Origin of the sequence: Oceanobacillus alkalisoli (assembly GCF_022213125.1) — a bacterium.
GTDB lineage: Bacteria > Bacillota > Bacilli > Bacillales > Amphibacillaceae > Oceanobacillus > Oceanobacillus alkalisoli.
In genome coordinates this window covers 330,805-355,671 of record NZ_JAKNRA010000001.1, presented here as the reverse complement: position 1 = coordinate 355,671, position 24,867 = coordinate 330,805, and the positions used below count along the sequence as shown (strand labels likewise).

The 24,867-nt window shown below is 40.3% G+C and carries 26 protein-coding genes; 21 read left to right on the top strand and 5 right to left on the bottom strand.

All coding sequences use genetic code 11. The features are described 5' to 3' along the window. Positions 1-84 precede the first annotated feature (84 nt). A complete protein-coding gene (locus L3V42_RS01645) occupies positions 85-954 on the bottom strand; it encodes a LysR family transcriptional regulator (RefSeq protein WP_235762077.1) in 870 nt (289 codons plus the stop codon). A gap of 181 nt (positions 955-1,135) precedes the next feature. Between L3V42_RS01645 and mmgD the strand changes: the two genes are divergently transcribed. The 5 genes from mmgD to L3V42_RS01620 all read left to right on the top strand — a co-directional run bounded on the left by mmgD (position 1,136) and on the right by L3V42_RS01620 (position 7,516). Continuing rightward, on the top strand, positions 1,136-2,245 hold the full coding sequence (mmgD, locus tag L3V42_RS01640) for a citrate synthase (protein WP_235762078.1): 1,110 nt from the start codon (positions 1,136-1,138) through the stop codon (positions 2,243-2,245). A 39-nt stretch (positions 2,246-2,284) separates the two neighbouring features. After that, complete coding sequence (locus L3V42_RS01635; protein ID WP_235762124.1) at positions 2,285-3,724, top strand: bifunctional 2-methylcitrate dehydratase/aconitate hydratase; 1,440 nt, start codon at positions 2,285-2,287, stop codon at positions 3,722-3,724. Positions 3,725-3,756: 32 nt separating this feature from the next. Further along, on the top strand, positions 3,757-4,659 hold the full coding sequence (gene prpB / locus L3V42_RS01630) for a methylisocitrate lyase (protein ID WP_235762079.1): 903 nt from the start codon (positions 3,757-3,759) through the stop codon (positions 4,657-4,659). A 233-nt stretch (positions 4,660-4,892) separates the two neighbouring features. Further along, on the top strand, positions 4,893-6,836 hold the full coding sequence (gene nrdD, locus L3V42_RS01625) for an anaerobic ribonucleoside-triphosphate reductase (protein ID WP_235762080.1): 1,944 nt from the start codon (positions 4,893-4,895) through the stop codon (positions 6,834-6,836). 20 nt (positions 6,837-6,856) lie between these two features. Continuing rightward, entirely contained in the window at positions 6,857-7,516 is a 660-nt protein-coding gene (locus L3V42_RS01620; protein ID WP_235762081.1) for a 4Fe-4S cluster-binding domain-containing protein, read from the top strand. Between the two features lie 146 nt (positions 7,517-7,662). On the opposite strand, the gene L3V42_RS01615 is transcribed toward L3V42_RS01620, so the two are convergent. Beyond that, positions 7,663-8,070, bottom strand: a complete 408-nt coding sequence (locus tag L3V42_RS01615; RefSeq protein ID WP_235762082.1) for an arginase family protein — start codon at positions 8,068-8,070, stop codon at positions 7,663-7,665. 153 nt (positions 8,071-8,223) lie between these two features. Between L3V42_RS01615 and L3V42_RS01610 the strand changes: the two genes are divergently transcribed. The 8 genes from L3V42_RS01610 (at position 8,224) to ssuE (ending at position 14,694) form a co-directional block, all read left to right on the top strand. After that, positions 8,224-9,018: an amino acid ABC transporter ATP-binding protein gene (locus L3V42_RS01610; RefSeq protein WP_235762083.1), complete on the top strand. Its 795-nt coding sequence runs from the start codon at positions 8,224-8,226 to the stop codon at positions 9,016-9,018. A gap of 28 nt (positions 9,019-9,046) precedes the next feature. Continuing rightward, positions 9,047-10,042, top strand: coding sequence for an LLM class flavin-dependent oxidoreductase (locus L3V42_RS01605; protein WP_235762084.1), 996 nt, complete (start codon positions 9,047-9,049; stop codon positions 10,040-10,042). Between the two features lie 26 nt (positions 10,043-10,068). Then, positions 10,069-10,740, top strand: coding sequence for an amino acid ABC transporter permease (locus L3V42_RS01600; protein ID WP_235762085.1), 672 nt, complete (start codon positions 10,069-10,071; stop codon positions 10,738-10,740). Positions 10,741-10,769: 29 nt separating this feature from the next. Further along, positions 10,770-11,564 (top strand): transporter substrate-binding domain-containing protein, encoded by a 795-nt coding sequence (locus tag L3V42_RS01595; RefSeq protein WP_238471109.1) that lies wholly within the window; start codon positions 10,770-10,772, stop codon positions 11,562-11,564. A 25-nt stretch (positions 11,565-11,589) separates the two neighbouring features. Next, a complete protein-coding gene (locus L3V42_RS01590) occupies positions 11,590-12,369 on the top strand; it encodes a transporter substrate-binding domain-containing protein (RefSeq protein ID WP_238471108.1) in 780 nt (259 codons plus the stop codon). 18 nt (positions 12,370-12,387) lie between these two features. Beyond that, positions 12,388-13,719, top strand: coding sequence for an LLM class flavin-dependent oxidoreductase (locus L3V42_RS01585; RefSeq protein WP_238471107.1), 1,332 nt, complete (start codon positions 12,388-12,390; stop codon positions 13,717-13,719). A gap of 118 nt (positions 13,720-13,837) precedes the next feature. Then, positions 13,838-14,095, top strand: a complete 258-nt coding sequence (locus L3V42_RS01580) for a glutaredoxin family protein (RefSeq protein WP_235762089.1) — start codon at positions 13,838-13,840, stop codon at positions 14,093-14,095. Positions 14,096-14,148: 53 nt separating this feature from the next. Continuing rightward, positions 14,149-14,694: an NADPH-dependent FMN reductase gene (ssuE, locus tag L3V42_RS01575; protein WP_235762090.1), complete on the top strand. Its 546-nt coding sequence runs from the start codon at positions 14,149-14,151 to the stop codon at positions 14,692-14,694. A gap of 186 nt (positions 14,695-14,880) precedes the next feature. On the opposite strand, the gene L3V42_RS01570 is transcribed toward ssuE, so the two are convergent. The 3 genes from L3V42_RS01570 to L3V42_RS18440 all read right to left on the bottom strand — a co-directional run bounded on the left by L3V42_RS01570 (position 14,881) and on the right by L3V42_RS18440 (position 15,901). Further along, the gene (locus L3V42_RS01570) at positions 14,881-15,072 is read right to left on the bottom strand and encodes a hypothetical protein (RefSeq protein WP_235762091.1); all 192 of its coding nucleotides are present in this window, start codon (positions 15,070-15,072) and stop codon (positions 14,881-14,883) included. 184 nt (positions 15,073-15,256) lie between these two features. Further along, positions 15,257-15,382 carry a DUF4177 domain-containing protein gene (locus L3V42_RS01565; RefSeq protein WP_438822749.1) on the bottom strand — a complete coding sequence of 42 codons (126 nt, stop codon included), beginning with the start codon at positions 15,380-15,382 and terminating at the stop codon, positions 15,257-15,259. Between the two features lie 345 nt (positions 15,383-15,727). After that, positions 15,728-15,901, bottom strand: a complete 174-nt coding sequence (locus L3V42_RS18440) for a PH domain-containing protein (RefSeq protein WP_369412809.1) — start codon at positions 15,899-15,901, stop codon at positions 15,728-15,730. Positions 15,902-16,036: 135 nt separating this feature from the next. Between L3V42_RS18440 and L3V42_RS01560 the strand changes: the two genes are divergently transcribed. The 8 genes from L3V42_RS01560 to L3V42_RS01525 all read left to right on the top strand — a co-directional run bounded on the left by L3V42_RS01560 (position 16,037) and on the right by L3V42_RS01525 (position 24,845). Continuing rightward, positions 16,037-16,963, top strand: coding sequence for a threonine/serine dehydratase family protein (locus L3V42_RS01560; RefSeq protein ID WP_235762092.1), 927 nt, complete (start codon positions 16,037-16,039; stop codon positions 16,961-16,963). Between the two features lie 243 nt (positions 16,964-17,206). Next, positions 17,207-17,440, top strand: coding sequence for a TM2 domain-containing protein (locus L3V42_RS01555; protein ID WP_235762093.1), 234 nt, complete (start codon positions 17,207-17,209; stop codon positions 17,438-17,440). Positions 17,441-17,473: 33 nt separating this feature from the next. Next, positions 17,474-17,956: a ribonuclease E activity regulator RraA gene (gene rraA, locus L3V42_RS01550; protein WP_238471106.1), complete on the top strand. Its 483-nt coding sequence runs from the start codon at positions 17,474-17,476 to the stop codon at positions 17,954-17,956. Positions 17,957-18,278: 322 nt separating this feature from the next. After that, positions 18,279-19,526 carry a formaldehyde dehydrogenase, glutathione-independent gene (gene fdhA, locus L3V42_RS01545; RefSeq protein ID WP_238471105.1) on the top strand — a complete coding sequence of 416 codons (1,248 nt, stop codon included), beginning with the start codon at positions 18,279-18,281 and terminating at the stop codon, positions 19,524-19,526. 228 nt (positions 19,527-19,754) lie between these two features. Further along, positions 19,755-20,552: a formate/nitrite transporter family protein gene (locus L3V42_RS01540; RefSeq protein WP_238471104.1), complete on the top strand. Its 798-nt coding sequence runs from the start codon at positions 19,755-19,757 to the stop codon at positions 20,550-20,552. Positions 20,553-21,377: 825 nt separating this feature from the next. Continuing rightward, positions 21,378-22,367 carry a TAXI family TRAP transporter solute-binding subunit gene (locus L3V42_RS01535; protein WP_238471103.1) on the top strand — a complete coding sequence of 330 codons (990 nt, stop codon included), beginning with the start codon at positions 21,378-21,380 and terminating at the stop codon, positions 22,365-22,367. Further along, entirely contained in the window at positions 22,357-22,827 is a 471-nt protein-coding gene (locus L3V42_RS01530; RefSeq protein WP_238471102.1) for a DUF1850 domain-containing protein, read from the top strand. The genes L3V42_RS01535 and L3V42_RS01530 overlap by 11 nt, the downstream gene beginning before the upstream one ends. Beyond that, positions 22,824-24,845 carry a TRAP transporter permease gene (locus L3V42_RS01525; protein WP_238471101.1) on the top strand — a complete coding sequence of 674 codons (2,022 nt, stop codon included), beginning with the start codon at positions 22,824-22,826 and terminating at the stop codon, positions 24,843-24,845. The genes L3V42_RS01530 and L3V42_RS01525 overlap by 4 nt, the downstream gene beginning before the upstream one ends. Positions 24,846-24,867 lie beyond the last annotated feature (22 nt).

Sequence of the window (24,867 nt, the reverse complement as noted above, 5' to 3'; positions counted from 1 at the left end):
GCCGGGCAACTGAACGATGGTTAGTGCGCCCGAATAACTGAAAGCTCCTAACACTTACGCTCAATAAAAGGATACAGTAAATGATTATATTGCTTTTACATCTAACCCTCTAATAAAACGAATAAAGGCATGGACAATGTTCAATTGTAAGGAGTCTTCATGATAATACATCCACGTTTTTCTTATCATTGGTTCTCCTGATGGTTTATAGAGCGGTTTTACAAATAGCTCCGGATAGGGACGGACAACTAAATTTGCAAGAATGGAATATCCGAGTCCATTTACAATCATCTCTTTGCATGTTTCTACTTGATTGACTTGGATTGTTGTATGTGGACGCTCGGAATAATGATGGTACCACCATTCATCCACCATACTCTTCATATTTTCGTCCGTATGATAATCAATCCGCGGCATATTGGGAAGATCCATCCAGGTGAAATCCCACGGTGAGGCAACGCAAATTTCTTCATCATATAAAAGTTCCCTTTTTCCTTTCCATGGAAAATCTCCTTTAATAAAGCTTAAATGCACTTCATTGTTTAAAACGAGGCGGTGCATGGCACTGCTCCATCCTGTAACCATTTGGAATTCTACGTGAGGGTATTCCTGTTTAAATAATCGTAATAACTTCGGCATTTTATTAAGTGCAAAGAAATTGGATACGCCAACTCGTAATGTACCTGTGACCTGATTTTTCATGTTATTTATTTTTTCTTCCATTTTGCGTTGTTCGCGAAGCATATTTTGTGCATGTTGTGCCAATTGTTCACCTTCTGGGGTGAAGGTAACTCCTCTTCGTTTTCGTATCATGAGTTGCACATCATAATGTTCTTCTAATCTCTGGATACGCGAGGTTAGAGTGGGCTGAGAGACAAATAATTGTTCTGCAGCTTTCGTAATGTTCTCGGTAGAATAGAGAGCGGCTAACATTTCCCAGTCCTGATAATTCATGAAGTACGTCCTCCTCTTATGATATAGGAAAAGTCTATGGCTAATTATTAATATTATATATTTTTCCAATTTTACAATCAATATTATAATAATGACAGATGCGAAAACCTCATTAGGTCACTTACTTGCTAACGCTTTCGGAGATTTGAGGAAAATAAAAGATGAGGGATGGATGGTATTCATGGAAACAAAAGAAAAGTTTGTTCCAGGGTTAGAAGGAGTTATTGCGGCGGAGACATCAATTTCATTTTTGGATGTAGATGAGGAGAAAATCATCATTCAAGGCCATGATCTGATTGAGCTATCGAAAAGTAAGGAATATGCGGAAATTGTACATTTATTATTAGAAGGTACCTTACCAACACCTGCGGAAAAAATCTCCATAGAAGAAACACTGAAACAGCATTATGATGTCCCGGAAGTTGTAATCGACGTGCTTCGCTTATTATCGAAGCAGACACATTCAATGGATGGAATGCGTACTGGATTATCCGTTCTGGCTGGTTTCGATGAAGATATAGAAGACCGGACGCTTGCGGCGAATAAAAAACGGGCCTATCAATTATTAGGGCAGCTACCGACAATTACGGTCAATAGTCACCGGATTATCCACGGGGAAGAGCCAGTTTATCCGCAAGCCGATTTATCCTACAGTGCAAACTTTTTATACATGATTACCGGAAAGAAACCAAGTGATTTAGAAATTGAGATTTTTGATCGTTTGCTTCTTTTATACAGCGAGCACGAAATGCCGAATTCCACTTTTACTGCGAGAGTAATCGCCTCTACAAACTCGGATATTTACGGGGCATTAACCGGAGCAATTGCCTCTTTGAAAGGTAATTTGCATGGCGGGGCGAATGAAGCGGTCATGTATATGCTGAATGAAGTGCAAACGGTAAAAGAATTTGAGGAATTACTTCTAAATAAGCTGCAGCAAAAAGAAAAAGTGATGGGGTTTGGCCACAGGGTCTATATGAAGAAAATGGATCCGAGAGCCTTAATTACGAAAGAAGCTTTACGAAAGCTCTGCATGCGAGATGGCGATTATTCACTGCTAGAGATGTGTGAAGCGGGCGAAAGAATAATGGAAAAAGAAAAAGGGCTATACCCGAATTTAGATTATTACGCAGCACCCGTGTACTGGAAATTAGGGATCCCGATTCCACTATATACACCGATTTTCTTCAGCGCACGGACTGCTGGGTTAGCAGCTCACGTCATGGAACAGCATAGTAATAACCGACTGTATAGACCACGTGTGAATTATATTGGTGCACGTTATGTTTAGTCATACAAGTATAGAAAATGGAAATGGAGAGGACAAATGATGTTACAAACAGATGATTATCAAAAAACAGATATGTTAATAGAAGAAATCACGGATTATGTATTAAATAAGGATATTACGAGTGAAGAAGCTTTTCAAACAGCACAATATGTATTGCTTGATACCCTCGGCTGCGGCATTTTAGCGCTTGATTATCCAGAATGTACAAAACTGCTCGGACCAGTCGTGCCTGGGACCATTGTTCCTCACGGGGCGCGGGTCCCCGGGACTTCCCATGTACTCGATCCCGTTCAAGCTGCATTCAATATCGGTACGATGATTCGCTGGCTCGACTATAACGATACGTGGCTTGCAGCGGAATGGGGACACCCATCGGATAACTTAGGCGGAATTCTTGCAGTTGCCGATCACCTTAGCCAAGTAAGGATCCAGAAGGGTCAAGAACCGCTTAAAGTTGAAGAAGTACTGGAAATGATGATCAAGGCACATGAAATCCAAGGGGTGCTTGCACTCCAGAATAGTTTGAACCGGGTAGGACTTGATCATGTCTTTTTTGTAAAGATAGCGTCAACAGCAGTTGTCACGAAAATGCTTGGTGGAAATCGTGAAGAAATAACGAATGCACTAACGAATGCTTGGATTGATAATGCCAGTCTACGGACGTATCGTCATGCCCCGAATACTGGATCACGTAAATCCTGGGCTGCTGGTGACGCAACGAGTAGAGCAGTACGGCTAGCGTTGATGGCCATGCAAGGTGAAATGGGTTATCCAACTGCACTTAGTGCTCCGGGTTGGGGATTCCAAGATGTTTTATTTAATAAGAAGGAACTATTGCTTAGTCAGCCGCTGGATAGTTATGTAATGGAAAATGTGTTGTTCAAAGTTTCCTTCCCAGCTGAATTTCATGCACAAACAGCGGCAGAAGCAGGCGTACAGTTACATCCAGAAGTCGCTAGTCGCTTAGAGGAAATAGACAAAATTACGATTACAACTCATGAATCTGCTATTCGCATTATTGATAAAAAAGGACCTTTGAATAATCCGGCAGACCGGGATCACTGTTTACAATATATAACGGCTATCGCCCTGCTTGAAGGAGATGTACGTGCAGAACATTATGAGGCTGATTTTGCCGCAAATCCGATGATTAATATCCTGCGTGATAAGATGATCGTCGTAGAAAATAAGGAATATACAAAGGACTATCTAGATCCTGCTAAACGTTCAATCGCGAATGCTGTTCAAGTTCATTTTAAAGACGGGTCATCGACAGAAGAAGTGGAGCGCGAGTATCCATTAGGGCACCGCTTCAGACGTGAGGAAGCCATTCCGAAAATAATGGAGAAGTATACGGAAAACTTAGCAACCCATTATACAGATAAACAACGCAAGAAGATTGAAGCGATAAGTTATGATTATGAAAAGTTAGCAAATATGAATGTGGATGAATTTGTCGAGCTATTTCTTATAAATTAATACGTGCTAGTGATGAGAAGGAGGCCATAGATATGGCGTGGATTGTGGATCAACAGTCAACACAGAAAGAATTAGCTGAAAAATTAAAAGAAGAAATGGAAGCGGAGGATATTTTACAAATACCGGGGGCACATGATGCGATGGCTGCCTTAGTTGCAAGGGACGCAGGTTTCTCCGTTTTATATTTATCTGGCGGAGCTTATACGGCGAGCAGAGGACTGCCGGATCTTGGTATCGTTACATCAACAGAGATAGCAGAACGGGCAAGGGATCTTGTCAGAGCAACGAATTTACCAGTACTCGTTGATATTGATACAGGGTTTGGCGGTGTATTAAACGTGGCACGCACAGCGCGGGAAATGGTGGAAGCAAATGTAGCTGCCGTTCAGATTGAAGACCAGCAGCTTCCCAAGAAATGTGGACATTTAAATGGAAAACAGCTCGTTCCGACAGAGGAAATGGTACAAAAGATTAAAGCAATTAAAGAAGTTGCTCCTTCCTTAGTTGTCGTCGCCAGAACGGATGCACGGGCGGTAGAAGGACTAGATGCAGCAGTCCGGCGCGCAGCAAGTTATGTTGAAGCTGGTGCCGATGCAATCTTCCCTGAAGCTTTACAAACGGATGAAGAATTCCGTCTGTTTGCTGAAAAAGTGGATGCCCCGCTGCTTGCGAATATGACGGAGTTTGGGAAGACACCATTTATTACTGCAGAAGAATTTCAGAATATGGGCTTCCGTATGGTCATTTATCCGGTAACTTCTTTGAGAGTAGCAGCAAAGGCATATGAACGGATCTTTACCCTGATCAAAGAGCAAGGCTCGCAAGCAGATGGTGTATTTAATATGCAGACGAGAAAAGAACTATACGAAACGATTTCTTATGATGATTTTGAAGAATTAGATCAGACGATTGCAAAAACAGTATTAGAAGACTAGTCTATTGAAAAAGATAGGTGCCAAAGAGGAATTTGCCTCCGCACCTATCTTTTTCAAATTAGTTAAAAATGCAGGGGACCGTGAGTAACCTCACAAAACTGTCAAATAGTCGTACTCTTTTCGACACAATCTATATATAGTGATGGAGGTCACTTGGTGGTACAATATATTGTGTTAAGGTGAAGGTGGTTCATCAAGTTATGGATTAAAATGTCTAAAGGAGAGGGATTAATATGTTCCAAAGTACAATGGATATTGTTCAGAAATTCACATCACAGCAAGAGAATAAGCAAACAGATTATTTAAGACATGAAAATAGTAATTATGTCTATTCCTTACCACTTTTAAGGCACAATCTAACGAATCATGCAGAGGAAGAATTTTTATTTACACAAATTCTACCACCAAGAATGAAAGAGCTTTATGATGACGGTGTCGTTTATGTCCATGACAAACAGCTTGCCCCGTATTGTGTATCCATCAGTTGTATGGATATCGCGACAAAAGGAATTCCAACGCTTGCTAAAAACATGATTACTTCTAAACCAGCGAAGCGGATACCTACTTTACTCAGGCATTTCAGTAATGTTGTTACATTAGTATCCCAACAGGTTTCCGGTGCGGTGATGTTGGCACAGCTTTCTACCATTACAGCTTCTTATTTATTCGATGAAGAAAGCAGGGGCACTACATATACTGATGAGGAATTAGCAGAACTGTTTCAAAGTCTGATTTGGGAGCTTAATATGCCGCTTCGGTCCGGAGCTCAGAGTAGTTTTTCAAATATTACGTTAGAGTTTGGGAAGCCGTCTGAGGAAATCAAGGATGAATACGTTGTAATCGGCGGAGAAGGAAGGAATATACAATATAAAGATATTCCAGAGGTTTACTTTGACCGAATGAACCGGGCAATTATTGAGGTAATGAGGAACGGAACAGGAAGCAATGGCATTCCATTTACCTTCCCATTATTAACGGTGCAAATTGATGATTACTTCAATTATGAAAATCCCGTGTTTATCGAACTATTGGATAAAATGTATCAATGGGGTGGCGTCTATTTCGAAAACTTTAAAACAAAGCCATTTGAAGATCCGTATTATAAAACTCTGAATCCGCTAATCCAGGCGAAAGATCCTGAAGTGAGCAGAAGTCTTTGCTGCAGACTGCAAATTAATTTAGAAACGCTCTCGAAAGCGGGAGGAGGCGTGTTCGGATCATCAACCGGTTCAACAGGCGCTGTCCAAGTACTGAATTTAAATATGAACCGAGTTCTTCTGGAATTCGGACATGATATGGAACTTGTGAAAGTGAAGATCCGTGAATATATGGAAGTCATGCAAGAAGCGCATATGGCAAAAAGAAAATGGATAGAAGCGAACAAAGAATTATATCCTACTTTCTTTGCTTATAATAAAGATTTTAAAAACTATTTTAACGTGTTTGCCCTTACAGGTATGAATGAAGGATTAATTAACTTAGGATATCAAGACGGGATGAAAGATAAAGCTGGCAAAATGGTTGCTCATGCTATTATGCAATATATGACCGAGATTGTAAATGAATTCATTGTACGCGATAAAGTTGCCTGCGGGATTGAATATGCACCAGCTGAAAATGCAGCGATTAAATTAGCCCGCCATGACCTGAAATGGGGAAAAGCAAACGAGCGGGAAGTGTTTGTACAAGGTGAAGGAGAGAATCCATATTTGACGAGCGGTTGTATGACGCCATTTTCGGAAGAGGATTTTCTGGAACAGTTGGAGAATAGCGCTGAATTTCAAGGATATGCAACCTCTGGAAGTGTTTTACACCACTTCTTGGAAGCGAAGGTAAAACCGGAAAGTTTGGCGAAATATTTGGATAAAATCTTTGAGAAGCCGATCAATTATATTACATTAACACCGACGATTACTTCTTGCATGGAGTGTGGCCAAAGAATCGTTGCGGAAGATGCAAAAAATATAGATCAGTGTCCGGTCTGCGATTCAGAAGATATTGCGACCTTCAGCAGAGTGATCGGGTATTTGAAAATGATCTCAAGAAACAGGATCCACGTCGATGAGAAGGGCTATTATGAAGGAAAATATAATTTCTGGTCTAAAGCAAGAAGGCATGATTGGACCATTAGAAAAAGATTGAAAGAAGATGCGTTAAAGGAGGTTGTTCGTCGTTAATACACGGTGAACATATGATAATGAAACTATATAATACCTTTATTCGCACATTTACCGATTTGCCTGATCATACGACTTTATTGATTCATTCTTTATCTGGTTGTCCACTCCATTGTTTCGGGTGTCATAATTATGATGAAATCGTTGCAAACACACCGAAAGAATATAAAACGCTAGATGATCTTTATGACTATTTAAAGAAAAGTGGTTTTCTGTTTGATGCAATTATGTTCAGCGGTGGGGAATTCCTCATTAACCCATTGGACAAGGTTTGCGATTTATTGAGGCAAGTAAGAAATCTTTTTGATGGGAAAATCATCGTAACGACAAGCGGTATTTATTATAATAAGTTACGGACTTTATATGACAAGCAGCTTGTTGATGGTATCCATATCGATATGAAGTTGCCGTATCACGCATTGGACACTGAAAAAGATGCACAAATTTATAATGACATTATGGGAATCACGCCGAGTGAAAAACTTGTGGACCAATTAATCGCTAGTGTTGACGCGGTTATTGAACATAATTCGGTGTTGGATCAAGTTCGGACCGTTCGTTATCCTTTGCTGGATGATGCATTTTTTACAGAGATAAGACATTTTGTTGAAGAGAGAAAAGCTTATTATGATAGTATTGTACCTTATTACCTGAATGAATTTATTTATCCGGAAAATTAGTGGAACAGGTCTAGCTTCTTTAGCTATTTGGATAAGGAATAAGACAGAACCCCTCCTGAGTTGGATTAGGCTCAAGAGGGGTTCATTATTTACTTAAATTTGCTTCATTCTATTGGGTTAGAGGTTATTGTCTATACCCCATTGTATTAAGCGTGTAAAACTTCTGGGTCGTGATCCGTCTTTCTTAACCAATGCAGTATATGTTTTACTAAAAATTCGTTTGCGTAACTGTTTTTCTTTATTGCTGTTACGATCTCCCGTTCAAATTCCGTCATCGGACTTACCGGATATTCTCCGCAAATATCAATTCCGCTTATCTTCCGGTATTTCATAATTTCTTTAACGATAATAAGAAGTTGCCGTAATCGCATATTTCCGTGGTCCCAAGCAGTAATTGCTTCTCTTTTGTCCAACGCGTCTTTATCTATGCTGAGGTATACGAGTTCGATTGAAATTTCTTTTAGAATGGACTGAAGTGCCTTTTTAGTGAAAAAAATCACAATTAAATATTGAATCGTATATGTACTATTATACATTAAGATTATTTTCAGCATTAATTCCCCTTTTTCATCTTGGAAAATAATATATTAGACTTTTGCCTATTGTCAGTTGACTAATTAGGTGCTATAATCAATTCAATTTCCAATCCTTAGTAAATTGGTGTGAATACTAGATTATTAATTTGCGCACTTGAAAGGTGGATATTGATGATAAAAGTATCGAACATACGGAAGAGCTTTAAAGACCATGTTGTCTTGAAAGACATTAGTTTTGATGTCGATGAGGGAGAAGTTGTCGTAATTATTGGACCGTCTGGTTCCGGGAAATCAACACTCCTGCGTTGCATGAATTTTTTAGAAAGACCGGATTCAGGTCAAATTGAAATTGGTGGTGTCGCGATAGACGTGAATCAAACGAAACGGACAACGATAAATAAATTAAGAATGCAAACCTCTATGGTGTTTCAGCATTACAATTTATTTAAAAATAAAACAGCATTAGAAAATGTCACCCATGCTTTAGTCGTAGCGAAGAAGATGAAAAAAGAAGCTGCGAAAGAAATGGGAAGAGATTTACTGAGTCAAGTAGGAATCTTGGATAAAGCGAATCAATATCCGATTGCACTGTCTGGCGGGCAACAACAGCGGGTTGGAATAGCCCGGGCGCTTGCAGTTAATCCATATGCGATTCTCTTCGATGAACCGACTTCTTCACTTGATCCCGAGTGGGTAGGAGAAGTGCTTCGTGTCATTTCTAAAATCGCGAATCATAATAAAACGATGATTATCGTCACGCATGAAATGAACTTTGCCCGTGATATCGCGGATAAAGTAATTTTCATGGCCGATGGAGCAATTGTTGAGCAAGGGACACCAGAAGAGATATTCGATCATCCCAAGAAGGAGCGGACGAAAAAGTTTTTAAAGGACTTCCATCGAAATCATGGCTCTGCTGACGACTCGGCTAATCCAACTGAACATGTAAAGGAGCTAGCCTTGTAATCGTAAAGTATAGGAGGGGGAGAATACTTTGACATATAAATTAGGAATACTTGATCAAAGCCCGATTTCACCGGGGAAAACAGCGGGAGATGCGTTGAGGCGGACGGTCGAATTGGTGCAAAAAGCAGAAGAATGGGGTTACGAACGCTTTTGGGTTTCAGAACACCATCAGACGCTTGACCTTGCAGGGACTTCCCCAGAAGTGCTCGTCTCTCATTTATTAGCAAAAACAACTTCGATTAAAGTTGGTTCAGGCGGAGTGATGCTCCAGCATTATAGTCCGTTCAAGGTAGTAGAAGATTTCCAGCTATTATCCTTGCTCTCCCCTGGGAGAGTTGAGCTCGGGATAGGGAAGGCGCCAGGCGGTTTTTCATTGGCTACGCAAGCCTTGCGTTACGGTGGCGCTGGCAGTGATGTTAAGTTTGATGAACGATTTAGGACGCTTCATCATTTTATTCATGACACATTGCCGGAAGACCATGAATTGTATGGCGCGGAGGCTCTTCCGAAACCAGACGAAAAAGTACCTGTATTTCTGCTTGGAGCAAGTGCAAACAGTGCTAAGCTTGCGGCAGAGCAGGGCGCGAACTTCGTATATGCTCACTTTTTAAACAGTAATAATGATTTTCTCAAAGAAGCTATTCAGCAATATCGAAAGATCTATCCAGAAGGGAAATTTATCGTTGCGGTTGCTTCCTTTGCTGCAGAAACGCAAACAGCGGCAGAGCAAGAAGCACGTGATTATAAAATTTATAAAATCTTCACCGAAAGTGGCCGGTCGATGTCTGTAAGAACTCTTGATCAAGTTGAAGCCTTCCGCGAACAGACGGATGAAATCATTACAGAAATCAAGGAGCAGGAAGTGGAGATGATTGCGGGCAGTCCGGATTTTGTGAAAAATGAATTTGATAAGCTTGCATCTGCTTTTGGAGTTGAGGAGTTCATTATCCATACACCAATATTGGATGAAGAGAAACGATTGAGGTCATATGAGTTATTAAGTGAATTAGCAGTATTTGTTTGAAGTAAATAAAAGAGGAAGTGGTTTTATTGAATATCGATTTCGGTTATGTCGTGCAAATCATTCCGGAATTACTCACCTATTTGCCAATTACATTATATTTAACGATCGTATCGATGGTGATTGCGATTATGATCGGTGTCATCCTCGCGATTATCCTTGTGAATAAAGTGCCAGTTCTTTTACAAGTAGCGAAAGTATATATTTCTTTTTTCCGGGGGACGCCCGTGCTTGTTCAACTGTTAATGATCTACTTTGGACTTCCTCAATTGTTCCCGGTTTTCAATGACCTAGGGGCAGGAGCGGCAGCAATCGTCGCATTCAGCTTAAATACGTCATCTTATCTAGCGGAGATATTCCGTGCAGGCTTAGAGTCTGTGGATAGGGGGCAGGCGGAAGCTGCTACATCCGTGGGCATGAGCTATGCTCAAGCGATGCGGGGAATTGTTTTACCGCAAGCAGTAAGGAATGCGCTGCCGGCGACAGGGAATATGTTCATCGGGTTAATCAAAAACTCATCTCTTGCATTCACAATTGGTGTTACGGAGTTATTAGCGCAAGGGAAATTACTGGCATCGGCAAATTTACGATTTTTTGAAGCATATCTAGCGGTTGGCCTGATTTATTGGGCGATTACTTTCCTATATAGCCAATTACAAGGCTGGTATGAACAGCGGATAAGTAAACCATATATCGCTTAATCGTCAAAACAAAAAGGGGAGAAAAATAAATGAATAGATTCATATTGTTTCTCGCAGCAGGTTTATTGTTAGTTGTTGCGGGCTGTGGGGGAAGCGGAGAGAGTGAAGCTTCAGAAGGTACTAAGGGGGATAACGTCATTACGGTAGGTGCAGTACCGGATGGCTTTCCGACATCTTTTAAAGAAGATGATGAGTTGAAGGGATTCAGTGTCGATATTATTAAAGCAATTGTTGAAGAAGCTGGTTATGAAATCGAATTTGTCATGACGGATTGGAACGGGGTCCTTGCCAACTTACAATCGGGGAAGATAGATACAGCATCTAACTTTGCTGCAACGGAAGAAAGAGGGCAAGATTATAATTTTACAGATCCTTATTACAGTTCCAAAGCAGCGATCGCGACAGCGGCAGATGATGATACGTTAAAGGAAATAGAAGATCTGACTGGTAAGCAAATCGGTAACATTATGGGCACAAATTTTGAAAATGTATTAAAGGAACAATACCCAGATTTAGATTATGAACCTGTTACGTATGAATCAACGGACGTCATTTATACGGACGCCGGATCAGGCAAGGTTGAAGGCATCATACATGGCAGAGAACATTTAATGGCGCAAATCAGTAAAAGAGACTTACCGTTACGAATTGTAGGAGAACCTTTTGGCGACCAGCCAGTAGCCTTGCCATTTAAGAAAACAGAAGAAAATGATGCAATAATTGCTGATTTAAACAAAGCAATAGAGGCACTGAAAGAAGACGGAAAGTTCTCGGAAATATCACTGGAATACTTTGGTGTAGATTTACTGGAAGATGAACAGTAGAAAACAAGAAATAGAGGAGAAGTCAATGAGAAAGTTAGTTTTGTTAATGAGTGTGCTATTTTTGTCCCTTTTAGTAGGTTGTTCTAGCGGTGAGGGGGCAGAAGCAGGAGCAAAGGTTGTAAAGATCGGTGCTGGGCCTGACGGTTATCCACAATACTTTAAAGAAGCTGATGAGTTAAAGGGGTTTAGTGTCGATGTTATAACAGCTATATTTGACGAAATGGATTATGAAATAGAATGGGTGTTAACAGATTGGAATGGCATCTTAGCCAATTTGGAATCTGGGAAAGTAGATACGGTAGCAAACTTTGCCGCAACAGAGGAAAGAGGAGAGCATTATAATTTTAGCACTCCATATTACAACTCCAAAACTGTCATTGCATCAGGAACAGAGACCCAGAATATCCAATCATTAGATGATTTAAGTGGAAAAACGATAGCGAACGTGCTGGGATCAAACTATGGAAATGTGTTGCAAGAGAACTATCCAGACGGTGACTATGAAATTGTCACATTTGAATCGAATGACGTCATTTTTACAGATGTTGCAAATGGCAAGGTAGATGCGTTCGTATCAGGGAGAGAGATTTTGTTAGCGCAAATTAATGACAAAGGAATTCCGCTTGAAATTGTTGGTGAACCATTTGGAGATCAGCCTGTCGCATTACCATTTAAAAAGACAGAGGAAAATGATGCGTTAATTTCAGAGATTAATAATACGATAGAGAAACTTAAGGAAAATGGCACTCTCTCTGAGCTATCAGTGAAATGGTATGGTGTGGATTTACTGGAAGATGAGCAATAAGAAAGGATAGTGGAGGAAATGTCTAAGAAAAATATGAAACTTGGTGTTATTATCCAAGGTCCGGGCGGCCATATGAACTCTTGGAAATCAGAAGATGTTCCGGTAGACGGAAGTATCAATTTAGAACATTATATCAACGTAACGCAGAAAGCCGAAAAATCGGGGATGGACTTTATATTTATTGCAGATGGATTACACATTAATGAAAAATCGATTCCCCATTTTTTAAATCGCTTTGAGCCCATCACTTTATTAGCAACACTTGCTGCTGTAACAAAACAAATTGGCTTAGTCGGAACGGTATCAACAACGTACAGTGAACCATTTAATATCGCGCGGCAATTTGCATCATTGGATAAAATTTCCGGTGGCCGGGCTGGTTGGAATGTTGTAACGACACCACTTGAAGGAACGGCTGCAAACTTCAATAAAGGGAATCATCCAGACCACTCCTTACGCTATAAAATGGCAGATGAATATTTGGAAGTTGCGAAAGGATTATGGGATTCTTGGGAAGATGATGCATTTGTCAGGAACCGTGAAACAGGCCAATTTTTCGATGCGGATAAGATGCACCGCTTAAACCATGAGGGGGAGTTTTTTAAAGCGCATGGTCCTTTAAATATCGATCGTTCGAAACAAGGGCAGCCGGTTATATTCCAGGCAGGGGCATCGAAAACAGGAATCGCTTTTGCAGCGAAACATGGGGAGGCCATTTTCACGAATAAGGCGACATTGGAAAGCGCCCAAGAATATTATCGTGACCTAAAGGATCAAGCAGTTCAAAATGGCAGGAAACGCGATGACGTTGCTATTTTACCGTCACTCTCTCCAATCATTGGTGCAACTGAGGAAGAAGCGGAAGCGAAATACGACGAAATAAAAAACTTAATTAGTACGGAGGAAGCTTTACATTATCTCGGACGTTACTTCGATCATTTTGATTTCAGTCAGTTTCCGTTGGATGAAGCTTTCCCAGACATTGGCGATGTAGGGAAAAATAGTTTCCAATCAACGACAGATCAAATTAAAGCGATGGCACAGCAGGAAAACTTAACATTAAGAGAAGTTGCCTTACGTGTTGCGACTCCGAAAAGTGAGTTTATCGGTACGTATGAACAAGTAGCTGACAAAATGATCGAGTGGGTTGATCACGAAGCTGCGGATGGTTTCGTCATTAATCTGTATGTAATGGGTAAGCAATATGACGATTTCTTAAACTTTGTCGTTCCAATATTAGAGGAAAAAGGATATTTCAACCGCAACTATGAAAGTGATACACTGCGCGGAAATCTAAATTTACCATTTATCGAAAATCGATACCGGAAGCAAGCTGAAACATCACAATAAAAAAATATAGATTATATGTACAACTGAATGAATTTCATCATTACCAAAGTCGGCTATATGGTGAAGCATTAAATACGTATTATGAAATTCATTAAACTAATTTAAGCGAGGGATAAAGATGGCAAAACAGCAATCCATTGTCGTTTGGTCGAAAGAAGGATGCAGTTATTGTAATGAGGTAAAAAGTTATTTGGAGGAAAATAATTTAGCTTATGAAACGATTGATGTGACAGAAAATGATGATCGCAGGGATATCTTGGAAGCAAAATATGGCGTGCGTCATGTTCCAGTTGTTGAAATCGGCAAAGGAAATGTGTTTCAAGCGGTGACAGAAGTCGGGATTGAGCATTTGGAAAAGGCTTTAGCAACTAAGTAAACCGTGCTTGAGTGTCATAGGGTCACGTTGATAAGCGAAAAGGGGGATGATGAATGAGTCAAATTGTAATTGTGTCAGGCAGTCCATCTGCATTATCAAGATCGGAACGCATCCTTTATTATTTAGGCGACCTTGCGGAAGAGGAAGGATATTCCGTTAAGCATATTTCCGTGAAAGATATCGATGCAGAGGATTTGCTTTTTGCAAACTTCAACAGTCCGAAAATAAAGGAAATCGCCAAGACGTTAGAAAAAGCGGATGGAATAATTGTCGGTTCACCGGTATATAAAGCTTCATATTCTGGTGTACTAAAAGCATTATTCGATATCTTGCCGCAAGACGTTTTACAAGATACGTATGTACTACCTGTCATGACAGGTGGCAGTTCTTCTCATTTATTGGCGCTCGATTATGCGTTGAAACCGTTACTGGCGACGATGAAAGCTCAAAATTTAAAAGGACTTTATTACAAAGACAGTGACATTGATAAGACAGGGGATCGTGTTATTGTTGACGAAGATGTACTGAACCGGACAAAAAAGCAAGTCAACTATTTTTTAGAGAAAATCAAAGGAAATATTGGCGTAAAAATTTATTAGAAATAAAAGAGGCTGGGAGCGTGGGCTTACACTGAAAAAGTGTAAGCCCCACGCATTTTTATATTTAAAATGACAGAAATAAAGCTGTGAAGTAAAATGAAGTGGGGAGGGGTTGGATTGTTTGAATTCATAAAAATAAAATGTAAGTTTAAGTCGATTGAGAAAAGCGCCTGGTTGCAGAAATATTCAATCTTCATCGACAAAATTATGATCTTCCTCTTCTGGCAGCTTTTCTAAGGTCACTAATATAAGTGTTGCTACTGGTCCAAGGAACAAAGAAATAAAGAACCAATTAAGCCCCGATCTGTTTTTCCCTTGTGCCAATCCAGCGTTAATAAGGGTAAGAGTTCCCCAACCAACAAAAAATTGGTCTCCCATACCGATTCCTCCTTGTGGTGTATTAATCTTCTGGTATATGATTTAATCATTTATTTAGTCGTTGGTATTGTTCTCCAATAAAACATTTACCATCGCATCTTTGTAACAAGGTTTCATCTAAGAAAATACAACAGCTTTTATTATAGGTTTTGCACAACAACGTTTGTTTTAATATCAATTAAACCTATATCTCTCTTTCAAAGATTAATTCAAAATAAGTCGACGAGACTCCTTTATGACTATCTACGCTTGGGGAAAAAATTTGTACTAGTCTCCATCCTTCTTTCGCATGCTGATGAATGATAATCATCTAATGGTTGACTATCTTTAAAACCAAAAGTGGTTCTCCTACTAAAGCTTTTTCAAATATGGATTCAAACATACTTATCTTCCCCTCTTTTAACTTATTTTTTGGGTAATAGGCTGTGATACCCTGCTCTTAAACCAAACTTCCCCGCTAACTCATTATCTCTATACTTAAATGATAACATAATATTCCAAACGTTTTACACTTTATTTTATGTAATAGTTACTTGAATGAATTTCATCATTACCAAAGTCGGCTTTTCCATCACCATATGTAGTTGGGAACGAACCAACTCAACTACATATGGTGATGGAAAAGCATTACATACGTATTATGAAATTCATTAACTTAGTGTTCTTTAATTTGAATATCTGGATTCTTTTCTTGTAACGTCTCTACACAGAATTTTATTTCTTTGGGCGAAACCTGTACTGTTTCGTATTTGTTGTACGTAAGTTCAATTCTATGAATAGAGAGTGATGGAGATATAAAGGGGTTCATAGTTTTCCTAAATGATTTCATTTATATTTACTTTGGTTTCAAAATCCTATTGATGCTTACTAAATTGCCCAAAAATTCAAGTCGTGCAATCGCTTCCTCTATCGCTTATAATGACATTTAAGAATATTTTCACGTTTGATGAGGAGGGATTAACTTATGATAATTGTTCACGACATATTACAGGCGAAGCGGGATATTCAAGATGTGATTGATACGACACCAATTTTACATTCGCGCAGCCTGAGTGAAATCTGTGGAAATGGAATGTATTTTAAAGCGGAGCATTTGCAGAAAACGGGATCATTTAAAATTCGTGGGGCGACGAATAAAGTGAAGAAGATGGTCCGGGAGAAAGCGGCGTATATCACAACGGCATCCAGTGGAAACCATGGACAGGCGGTTTCCTATATTGCAACGCAGCTCGGGGTGCCGGTTACGGTTGTTGCACCGGAAGATGTCCGGGATACGAAACGTCAAGCAATTGAAACATATGGCGGGAAGATTGAAACGTTCGGTACGACTTCAGAGGAGCGGATTTCTCGGGCAAAGGAGCTTGCGAAAGAAAAGAACGGTGTATTTATACCACCATATAATGATGCATTTGTAATGGCAGGACAAGGAACAATCGGTCTGGAAATACTTGCTCAGCTACCTAAAGCTAATGTGGTTGTTGTTCCAATTGGTGGCGGTGGGCTAATAGCTGGTATTCTAACGGCAATTAAGCAGAGTAAGCCGAATGTGAAAGTAATTGGGGTGGAACCGGAAATCGCAAATGATACGTATTTGTCATTAAAAAGTGGGGAAATCACGAAGATTCCTAGATCATCTACGATTGCAGATGGGCTTCGGGCAAGTAAACCAGGATTCATGACCTATCCGATTATTCAGCAGTATGTGGATGATATTGTTCTCGTTTCAGAGGATGAAATTAAAGAGGCACAAATCCTTGTTCTTGAACGGATGAAGCAACTTATTGAACCGTCAGCGGCCGTTACGGTAGCTGCAGCGATGAGCGGGAAATTAGGAGTGGAAGATAAAAATATCGTTAGTGTGTTAAGTGGTGGTAATGTGGACGTTCGGTAAAAAATCCATATGGTATGAGTCTTTCTTCTTTCGGAATTTTTTGGGAAATAGTTCTTTCTTCCGCTTTCAAGCCTGCCTGTAAAACGATACGATTTTAATATGGTAACTATTGAAGTTCCTCATGTCACTCAAATGTTGTTGAATTGGTCAACTGGAGGTTTAGAGGATGGTGCTGGTGGAATAATATAAGTTAGGATACGGTTTATTGTTAAAGGAGCAGATAGACAAACAGGAGGTAACATCATGCATCAGAAAAGTATCGCATTAGCATATATCCTCTGGCTCATCTTCGGCCAGATTGGAGTTCATCGGTTCTACACTGGAAGAGTAGCAACTGGAATTATGCAGTTATTATTAGGGGTAACTGGGTGGGCAACGCAGTGGATCTTAATCGGCTACATTCCGCTTGGCATTCTTTGGCTATGGATGTTCGTCGATATCTTTCTCATTCCAGGAATGTGCAGGAATCCGCGCTAATAAGGAAGGAATCAGCAAAAGGGGGAATAGTTAATGGATAATTTAAAAACAGCAGACATTTGTGATGACCATGCAAGTGAGGTCCAGGTATGTAAAATGGACTTTCGTTCTTTCGGGAAGCGGCACCGTTTTTCGGGGAAAATTGAAACGGTTCATGTGTATGAAGATAATGTTTTATTCGAAGAAGCGCTTGAATCAGTGCCAGCTGGTTCTGTCATTGTCGTAAATGGCGGGGGGTCAAGGAACTGTGCACTTATGGGAGACCGATTAGCAGGGATTGCGGTTACCCGCGGGCTTGCTGGTGTGATTATTAACGGCTGTGTCCGTGATTCCGGAGATCTTGCTACGATGGATGTCGGGATTTTGGCACTTGGAACAAATCCGCTTAAAAGTAAAAAGAATGGAATTGGCGAACGGAATGTGAGGTTTACTTTTGGTGATGTAAAATGGAGACCGGGGAGTTTCGTTTATGCGGATGAAGACGGTGTAATCATTTCAGAAAAAGAAATTATATAAGGGAATGAATTTCATAATTACCAAAGTCGGCTTTTCCATCACCATATGTAGTTGGGAACGAATCAACTCAACTACATATGGTGAAGTAAGATTTTAACTAAACTAGGGCTGCTGGAATAAATTGCAGTTCTAGTTTTTTGTTTACATTTTTGTGGTATATTCAACAAAATTTTCGTCTTAACAGACATTATGGTGTTATATTTTGTAAATTCATGTAAATTAAAATTAATTGAATTTTTGCTTAACCCTGATATAATCGAATTCAGAGAGCAATGCCTACATGATAGACATCCTTATAAAATTTTTTTAAGGAGTGATTCGTTTGTCAAACAAAGCAGTAGTGTATTCCAAGCCAGGAGAGGTGGAAGTGAAGGATATCGGTTATCCGGATCTTGTTCTCCGTGATGGACCAGGTGTTAACCCGCTGAACGTCGGAAGGAAGTGTAATCATGGAGTTATTTTAAAAGTGATTGCAACGAATATTTGCGGAAGTGACCAGCATATGGTTCGCGGAAGAACGACCGCTCCAAGTGGTTTGGTGTTGGGGCATGAGATTACGGGAGAAGTGATAGAAGTTGGAAGTGACGTAGAATTCATTGAAAAAGGTGATATTGTATCTGTCCCATTCAACATTGCTTGTGGGCGTTGTGTCAATTGCCGCCAGCAAGACACGCATATTTGCTTGAATGTGAATCCGGATCGCCCTGGTTCTGCATACGGTTATGTAGATATGGGAGGCTGGGTCGGTGGTCAGTCCGAATATGTGATGGTTCCATATGCTGATTTCCAGCTGTTAAAATTCCCTGATAGGGATAAGGCGATGGATAAAATTCTTGACTTAACGATGCTTTCGGACATTTTTCCGACTGGATACCATGGTGCTTATAGTGCGGGAGTTAAAATGGGCTCGACGGTATATGTAGCAGGAGCTGGACCAGTTGGACTTGCTGCAGCGCATTCTGCACAACTGCTTGGTGCATCGGTTGTTATTGTAGGCGATTTGAATGAAGAACGGTTGGCCCAAGCGAGAAGCTTTGGCTGTGAAACGGTTAACTTAAGAGACCATGATGATCTCGGTGAGCAAATCGCAGAAATTCTAGGCGTTCCGGAAGTTGATTGTGCGGTTGATGCGGTAGGCTTTGAGGCGAGCGGACACGGCAAAGATGCCGGGGAAGCCCCTGCAACAGTATTGAATTCCATTATGGATATAACGCGAGCAGGAGGACGACTCGGTATTCCTGGATTGTATGTTACAGGTGACCCGGGTGCGGTTGATGCAGAGGCGAAAGAAGGAACACTGAAAATCCGCTTTGGATTAGGTTTCGCAAAAGCACATCATTTTGTTACGGGACAAACGCCTGTAATGAAATACAACCGCGATTTAATGCAGGCGATTTTAAGTGGCCGTGCACAAATTGCGAAAGTGGTGAACGCGACGGTCATTTCTATGGGTGAATCCCCAGATGGATATAAACAGTTTGACGGCGGAGCAGCAAGAAAATATGTCATTGACCCGCACGGAACGGTTCGTAAACACTTGAGCCTTGATACGGCAGAAGTGATTAATTAACAACTCTAATTTAGTGGATGGTTTTGCGTATAATTTTTATAGAGCTGGAACTGAAGTTTAGTTAAGATCAGTTCCAGCTTTTTTTGTCTTCATTAATGATTTGAGTTTAAGAGATATAGTCACAAATCTGTCAGACTTATCTATCCAAAAATAGTTTATACTTAAGTTAGTGCTCTTGTATGTGAAGTTATGAACATATAACTATTAAAATGAAAAGGATAGATGCATATGGATTACGTAAAACCGAATCAAGTAATCGAGTCTATTGCGACAGCTGGAGTGAATAAGTCACAGTTATCAATAAGCCATATTTTGATTAAAGCGATGCTAGCTGGTGCATTATTAGGATATGCGACAACATTGGCATTCACTGGAGCGACACAAACTGGATTAGATATTGTCGGCGCACTTATTTTCCCGACAGGATTTGTAATGACCTTATTACTGAATCTTGAATTGGTTACAGGCTCTTTTGCCGTGCTTCCGGTAGCTCGATTCCGCAAAAAAATTCCGATATCATCTATTGCTCATAATTTCACTTGGGCGTTCATCGGAAACTTAGCCGGCAGCCTCATCTATGCGGCATTGTATGTGATAACCATTACTTATTTTGGTAATATCGATGAGTCTATTATGATTCAAAAGCTGATTGCAGTAGCGGAAAGTAAAACACTAGATTATAAAGCAATTGGCATGGATGGCATGGTTGTTGTATTTGTGAAAGCAATGCTTTGTAACTTCATGGTCACCTTGGGAGTGGTGATGAATGCTACATCTACTTCTACTTTTGGTAAAATTGCTGCAATGTGGATACCAATTTTTATTTTCTTTGCGCAAGGATTTGAACACGCAGTTGTTAATATGTTCGTTATCCCAGCAGGAATGATGGTCGGTGCAGATGTTAGTTTGGCAGACTGGTGGTTCTGGAACCAAATTCCTGTTACGATTGGGAACTTTGTTAGTGGATTTTTATTTGTTGCATTAGCTCTTCATGTTGTGACGAGAGAGAAGAAGGAGAAAGTGTAGATTATAGGAAAGAAAGTGATTAACTTAGGGGTGTCAGAGCACCTCTATTTTTGTGTGGTAAACATACCATACTTGAATAAATAAAAGCTATATATGTTGAAACTGAAGTTTTCACTCCTGTAATAGGAACGGATCCATCTATTAGAAAGTTATGTTGTTTAAATTCGCTTTTGTTCGATAAAGCTCATCTAGGAGACAGTTTTATGGATAAAGTAACCGATTGTGTCTAATAGAACACCCCTCTGAGACAGTTTTATGGATAAAGCAGTCGATTGTGTCTAATAGAACTCATCTATGAGACAGATTCATGGAAAAAGCAGTCGATTGTGTCTGATAGAACACCCCTCTGAGACAGATTCATGGAAAAAGCAGTCGATTGTGTCTAATAGAACACCCCTCTGAGACAGTTTTATGGAAAAAGCAGTCGATTGTGTCTAATAGAACACCCCTCTGAGACAGATTCATGGAAAAAGCAGTCGATTGTGTCTAATAGAACACCCCTCTGAGACAGATTCATGGAAAAAGCAGTCGATTGTGTCTAATAGAACTCATCTATGAGACAGATTCATAGATATATAGCCGACCATTGTCTAATAGCACTCACCTATAAGACAATTTCATGAATTTGCCACTGCTCGTGTCTAATAGTGTTCTCCTACCAAGTCATAATGACAAGGAAAACAATTGATAAAATATTTAGTTCAACTTAATATAGCTTATTTAAATGAAGTAATACTTTGTAATTGACAAAATATTACCAAGACATTATAATGAAAGCGCTTTATAAACTGAAGGTATTTGAAAGAAGGGGAGAGGGGATCAGAAATGAGAAAGAAATGGTTTGGTTTACTAGTCATCGGTATTCTATCAATTGTGCTTGTAGCCTGTGGGGATGATGGAGGAGACGACGCGAATAGTAGTGACGGCGGGAGTGGGGATTCTGCCGGACTTGAAGCAAATATTGTGACCATCGCTACGGGCGGGGCGTCTGGTCCATATAATATTATCGCTACAACACTTGCGGATATTTACACGTCAACTTATGATGTCAACTCTCGTACCCAGACAACAGGGGCTTCCGCTGAAAATTTGAATCTAATGGCGGATGAAAAAGTAGAAATGGCGTTTGTTATGAGCGATGCACTGAGTCAGGCCTTGAATGGGGAAGAAAGCTTCTCAGAGCCACTAGAAGGGATTACACAAATTGCCACGCTGTACCCGAATGTCGTCCAAATTGTCGCGAGAGCAGATGCTGGTATTGAAACAATTGAAGATTTGGTTGGGAAACGGGTTGCCGTTGGTGACCAGGGATCCGGAGTAGAAATAAATGCACGTGCACTGCTTGATGGTCATGATATTACATATGATGACTTGCAGGTAGACTATTTAGGTTATGCGGAAGCGTCTGACGGTTTATCTGGCGGTACAATTGATGCAGCTTTTTTAACGAGTGGACTGCCGAATGCTTCTGTATTAGAACTATCTGAAACGCTTGATATTAATTTGGTAACAGTAGATGCAGATAAAGTTGCGGAAATTGCTGAAGAACACCCATACTTTATTCCATTTGAAATTCCAGTTGATATGTATGATAATGCTGAAGTTGTGGCAACAGCAGCTGTTCCGAATGCGCTCGTTGTACGCGAAGATTTAAGTGAGGATGATGTGTATGAATTAACGAAATCTTTCTTTGAAAATCTGGATCAGTTAGCTAATTCACACCAAGCAGCATCCGATATATCATTAGATACAGCCGGGGACGGACTCATTGCGCCATTACATCCAGGAGCTGAGAAATATTTTAATGAGCAATAAGAAAAAAATCTGGATAGGGAGCGCGTTTTTCATCGTGCTCCTTTTTCTTCTTTTTTTACGGCTGCCTGTCATTCTAATTGCGGGAGGCAGTAGCGCTTATTATCTTAAAGAGAACGAATTTACTTTAGGATGGATTCATTCCATTGAAAAAGAAGAATGGTTTGAGAGGTATAAGCGAGAAAAGCAGAAAATCATATTGGTAGAGACGTATTTTAAAACATTTGGTGCGGGCACACCGTATGAAGCTGAAGAAACAACGACAGAAAATGGTTTTATCCATATGGAAATGGATATCGCTCATGAGGAATTAAATATAACTGTATCAGAAAATGTAAATTTGACGATTTACGCGGAAAATCGGGAAATTCCTTTACATCATGATTTTGATGATCATGAGAGGGTCGTCATCAAGACGCGTTCTTTATCTATTTGGGAATACATAAGGGGGGAATTTTTGTGACGAACGAAAAGAAGCCAGCAGCATCTGCCGAAATTTCGGATGAACAAGTTCAGAAAGTATTGGAAAAGTTTGATTTGGAATCCAATGTGCGGGAGGTAAACAACAAGGGGATCTTATGGTTCATTTCAATTTTCGCAATCGCTTTTGCTCTATTCCATTTATATGTAACGTTTAATCCACTACCGACTCTCTTGCAGCGGAACGTCCATTTAATGGGTGGACTTGCTCTCGTATTTTTACTCTATCCGACATTCAAAAAACAAAGCCGCGCTAAAATACCGTTCTATGATTGGATTCTCGTTGGACTAAGTGTCGCTTCCTGTGTTTATTTATTTGTCGTATACCCTGAACTTGTCACAACACGAGGAGGGATTGCCACTACGACAGATATTATAATGGCGATGATGACTGTTATTTTAGTCTTTGAAGCAGCACGCAGGGTCACAGGCTGGGTTCTGCCGATATTGGCCATGTTATTTCTTGTCTATCCATTTTTCAGTCATCAGGACTGGCTGCCGAGGATGCTTCTGACAAGACCGTTTGATTTAGCCGATATTTTTGGTCAGCTTTATATTAAAACGGAAGGACTTTTTTCAACGGCAATCGGCGCTTCGGTTCAATTTATCTTCCTCTTCATTTTGTTTGGGGCATTTCTTGCAAAATCTGGCATGGGACAGTTTTTCAATGATCTTGCCCTTGCGCTAGCTGGTCATAAACAAGGAGGACCAGCGAAAGTTGCTGTTATTTCAAGTGCCTTTATGGGATCGATTAACGGTTCAGCAGTTGGTAACGTCGTTAGTACTGGTGCTTTTACAATTCCGTTAATGAAAAAAATTGGTTACGATAAAAACTTCTCTGGTGCTGTTGAAGCAAGTTCCTCTATTGGTGGACAAATCTTACCACCAGTAATGGGAGCGAGTGCTTTTATTATGGCGGAAACAACTGGAATATCGTACGGTACGATTGCTCTCGCAGCTTTAATCCCAGCCTTGTTGTTCTTTTTAAGTAGTATCATGCAAGTTCACTATCGGGCAGGCCGATCGAACTTAAAGGGACTGCCAAAGCCGGATCTTCCGGAGTTAAAGAATGTATTTAAAAATGGCTGGCATCTGCTCATCCCTCTAATTTGTTTGATAGCAATGCTTTTCTACGGACTACCTGTATCTTTTTCGGCCTTTTATACGATTGTAATCACCGTGATTGTATCTTGGTTTCGGAAACATACGCGAATGTCGATTAAAGATATTTTCGAGGCATTGGAAATGGGAACAAGACAATCCTTATCAACAATCATCGCTTGTGGGGTTGTCGGTGTTGTTATCGGTGTCGTTAATTTAACAAGTTTCGGAGCGACATTAACATCTGCAATTACTAGTCTTGGGGCTGGATCACTCATGCTGACGTTAATTTTGACGATGCTTGCTTCGATTGTACTTGGAATGGGGTTACCTTCCATTCCAGCTTATATTATTACAGCAACAATGGCAGCTCCTGCACTTGCAGAATTCGGAATTCCTGTTCTCATTGCACACTTGTTTGTATTCTACTTTGGAATTTTTGCAAACATTACACCGCCTGTTGCGCTCGCTTCCTTTGCTGGAGCTGGTCTTGCAGGAGGCGATCCGATGCGAACCGGATTTATCTCGCTAAGGTTATCGATAGCAGGGTTCATCGTTCCGTTCATTTTTGTTTATGAACCCGCATTACTTCTGATTAACCCGGCAGGGCTGCCAGTGAATGCAACAGAGTTTCCATTTGCCGCAATCCTGGATATCCTTATTGTTGCAGTTAGTTCAGCCATAGCTGTCATTGCAATTAGTGCTGCAGTCGAAGGTTATTTTAAAACAAACTTAGGCGTCATTACCCGAATTATTCTTGGAATCGGTTCCTTGCTTTTAATTGTCCCGGAACTTGTAACGGATATCATTGGTTATGTGATTATATTTGTGGTTTTTGCATGGAACTATATGAAGGGAAGAAAGGAACCTGGAGTTGCGCTTGAGACAAGGTCAGGTTGAACGAATTCCTTCATTAAAATTC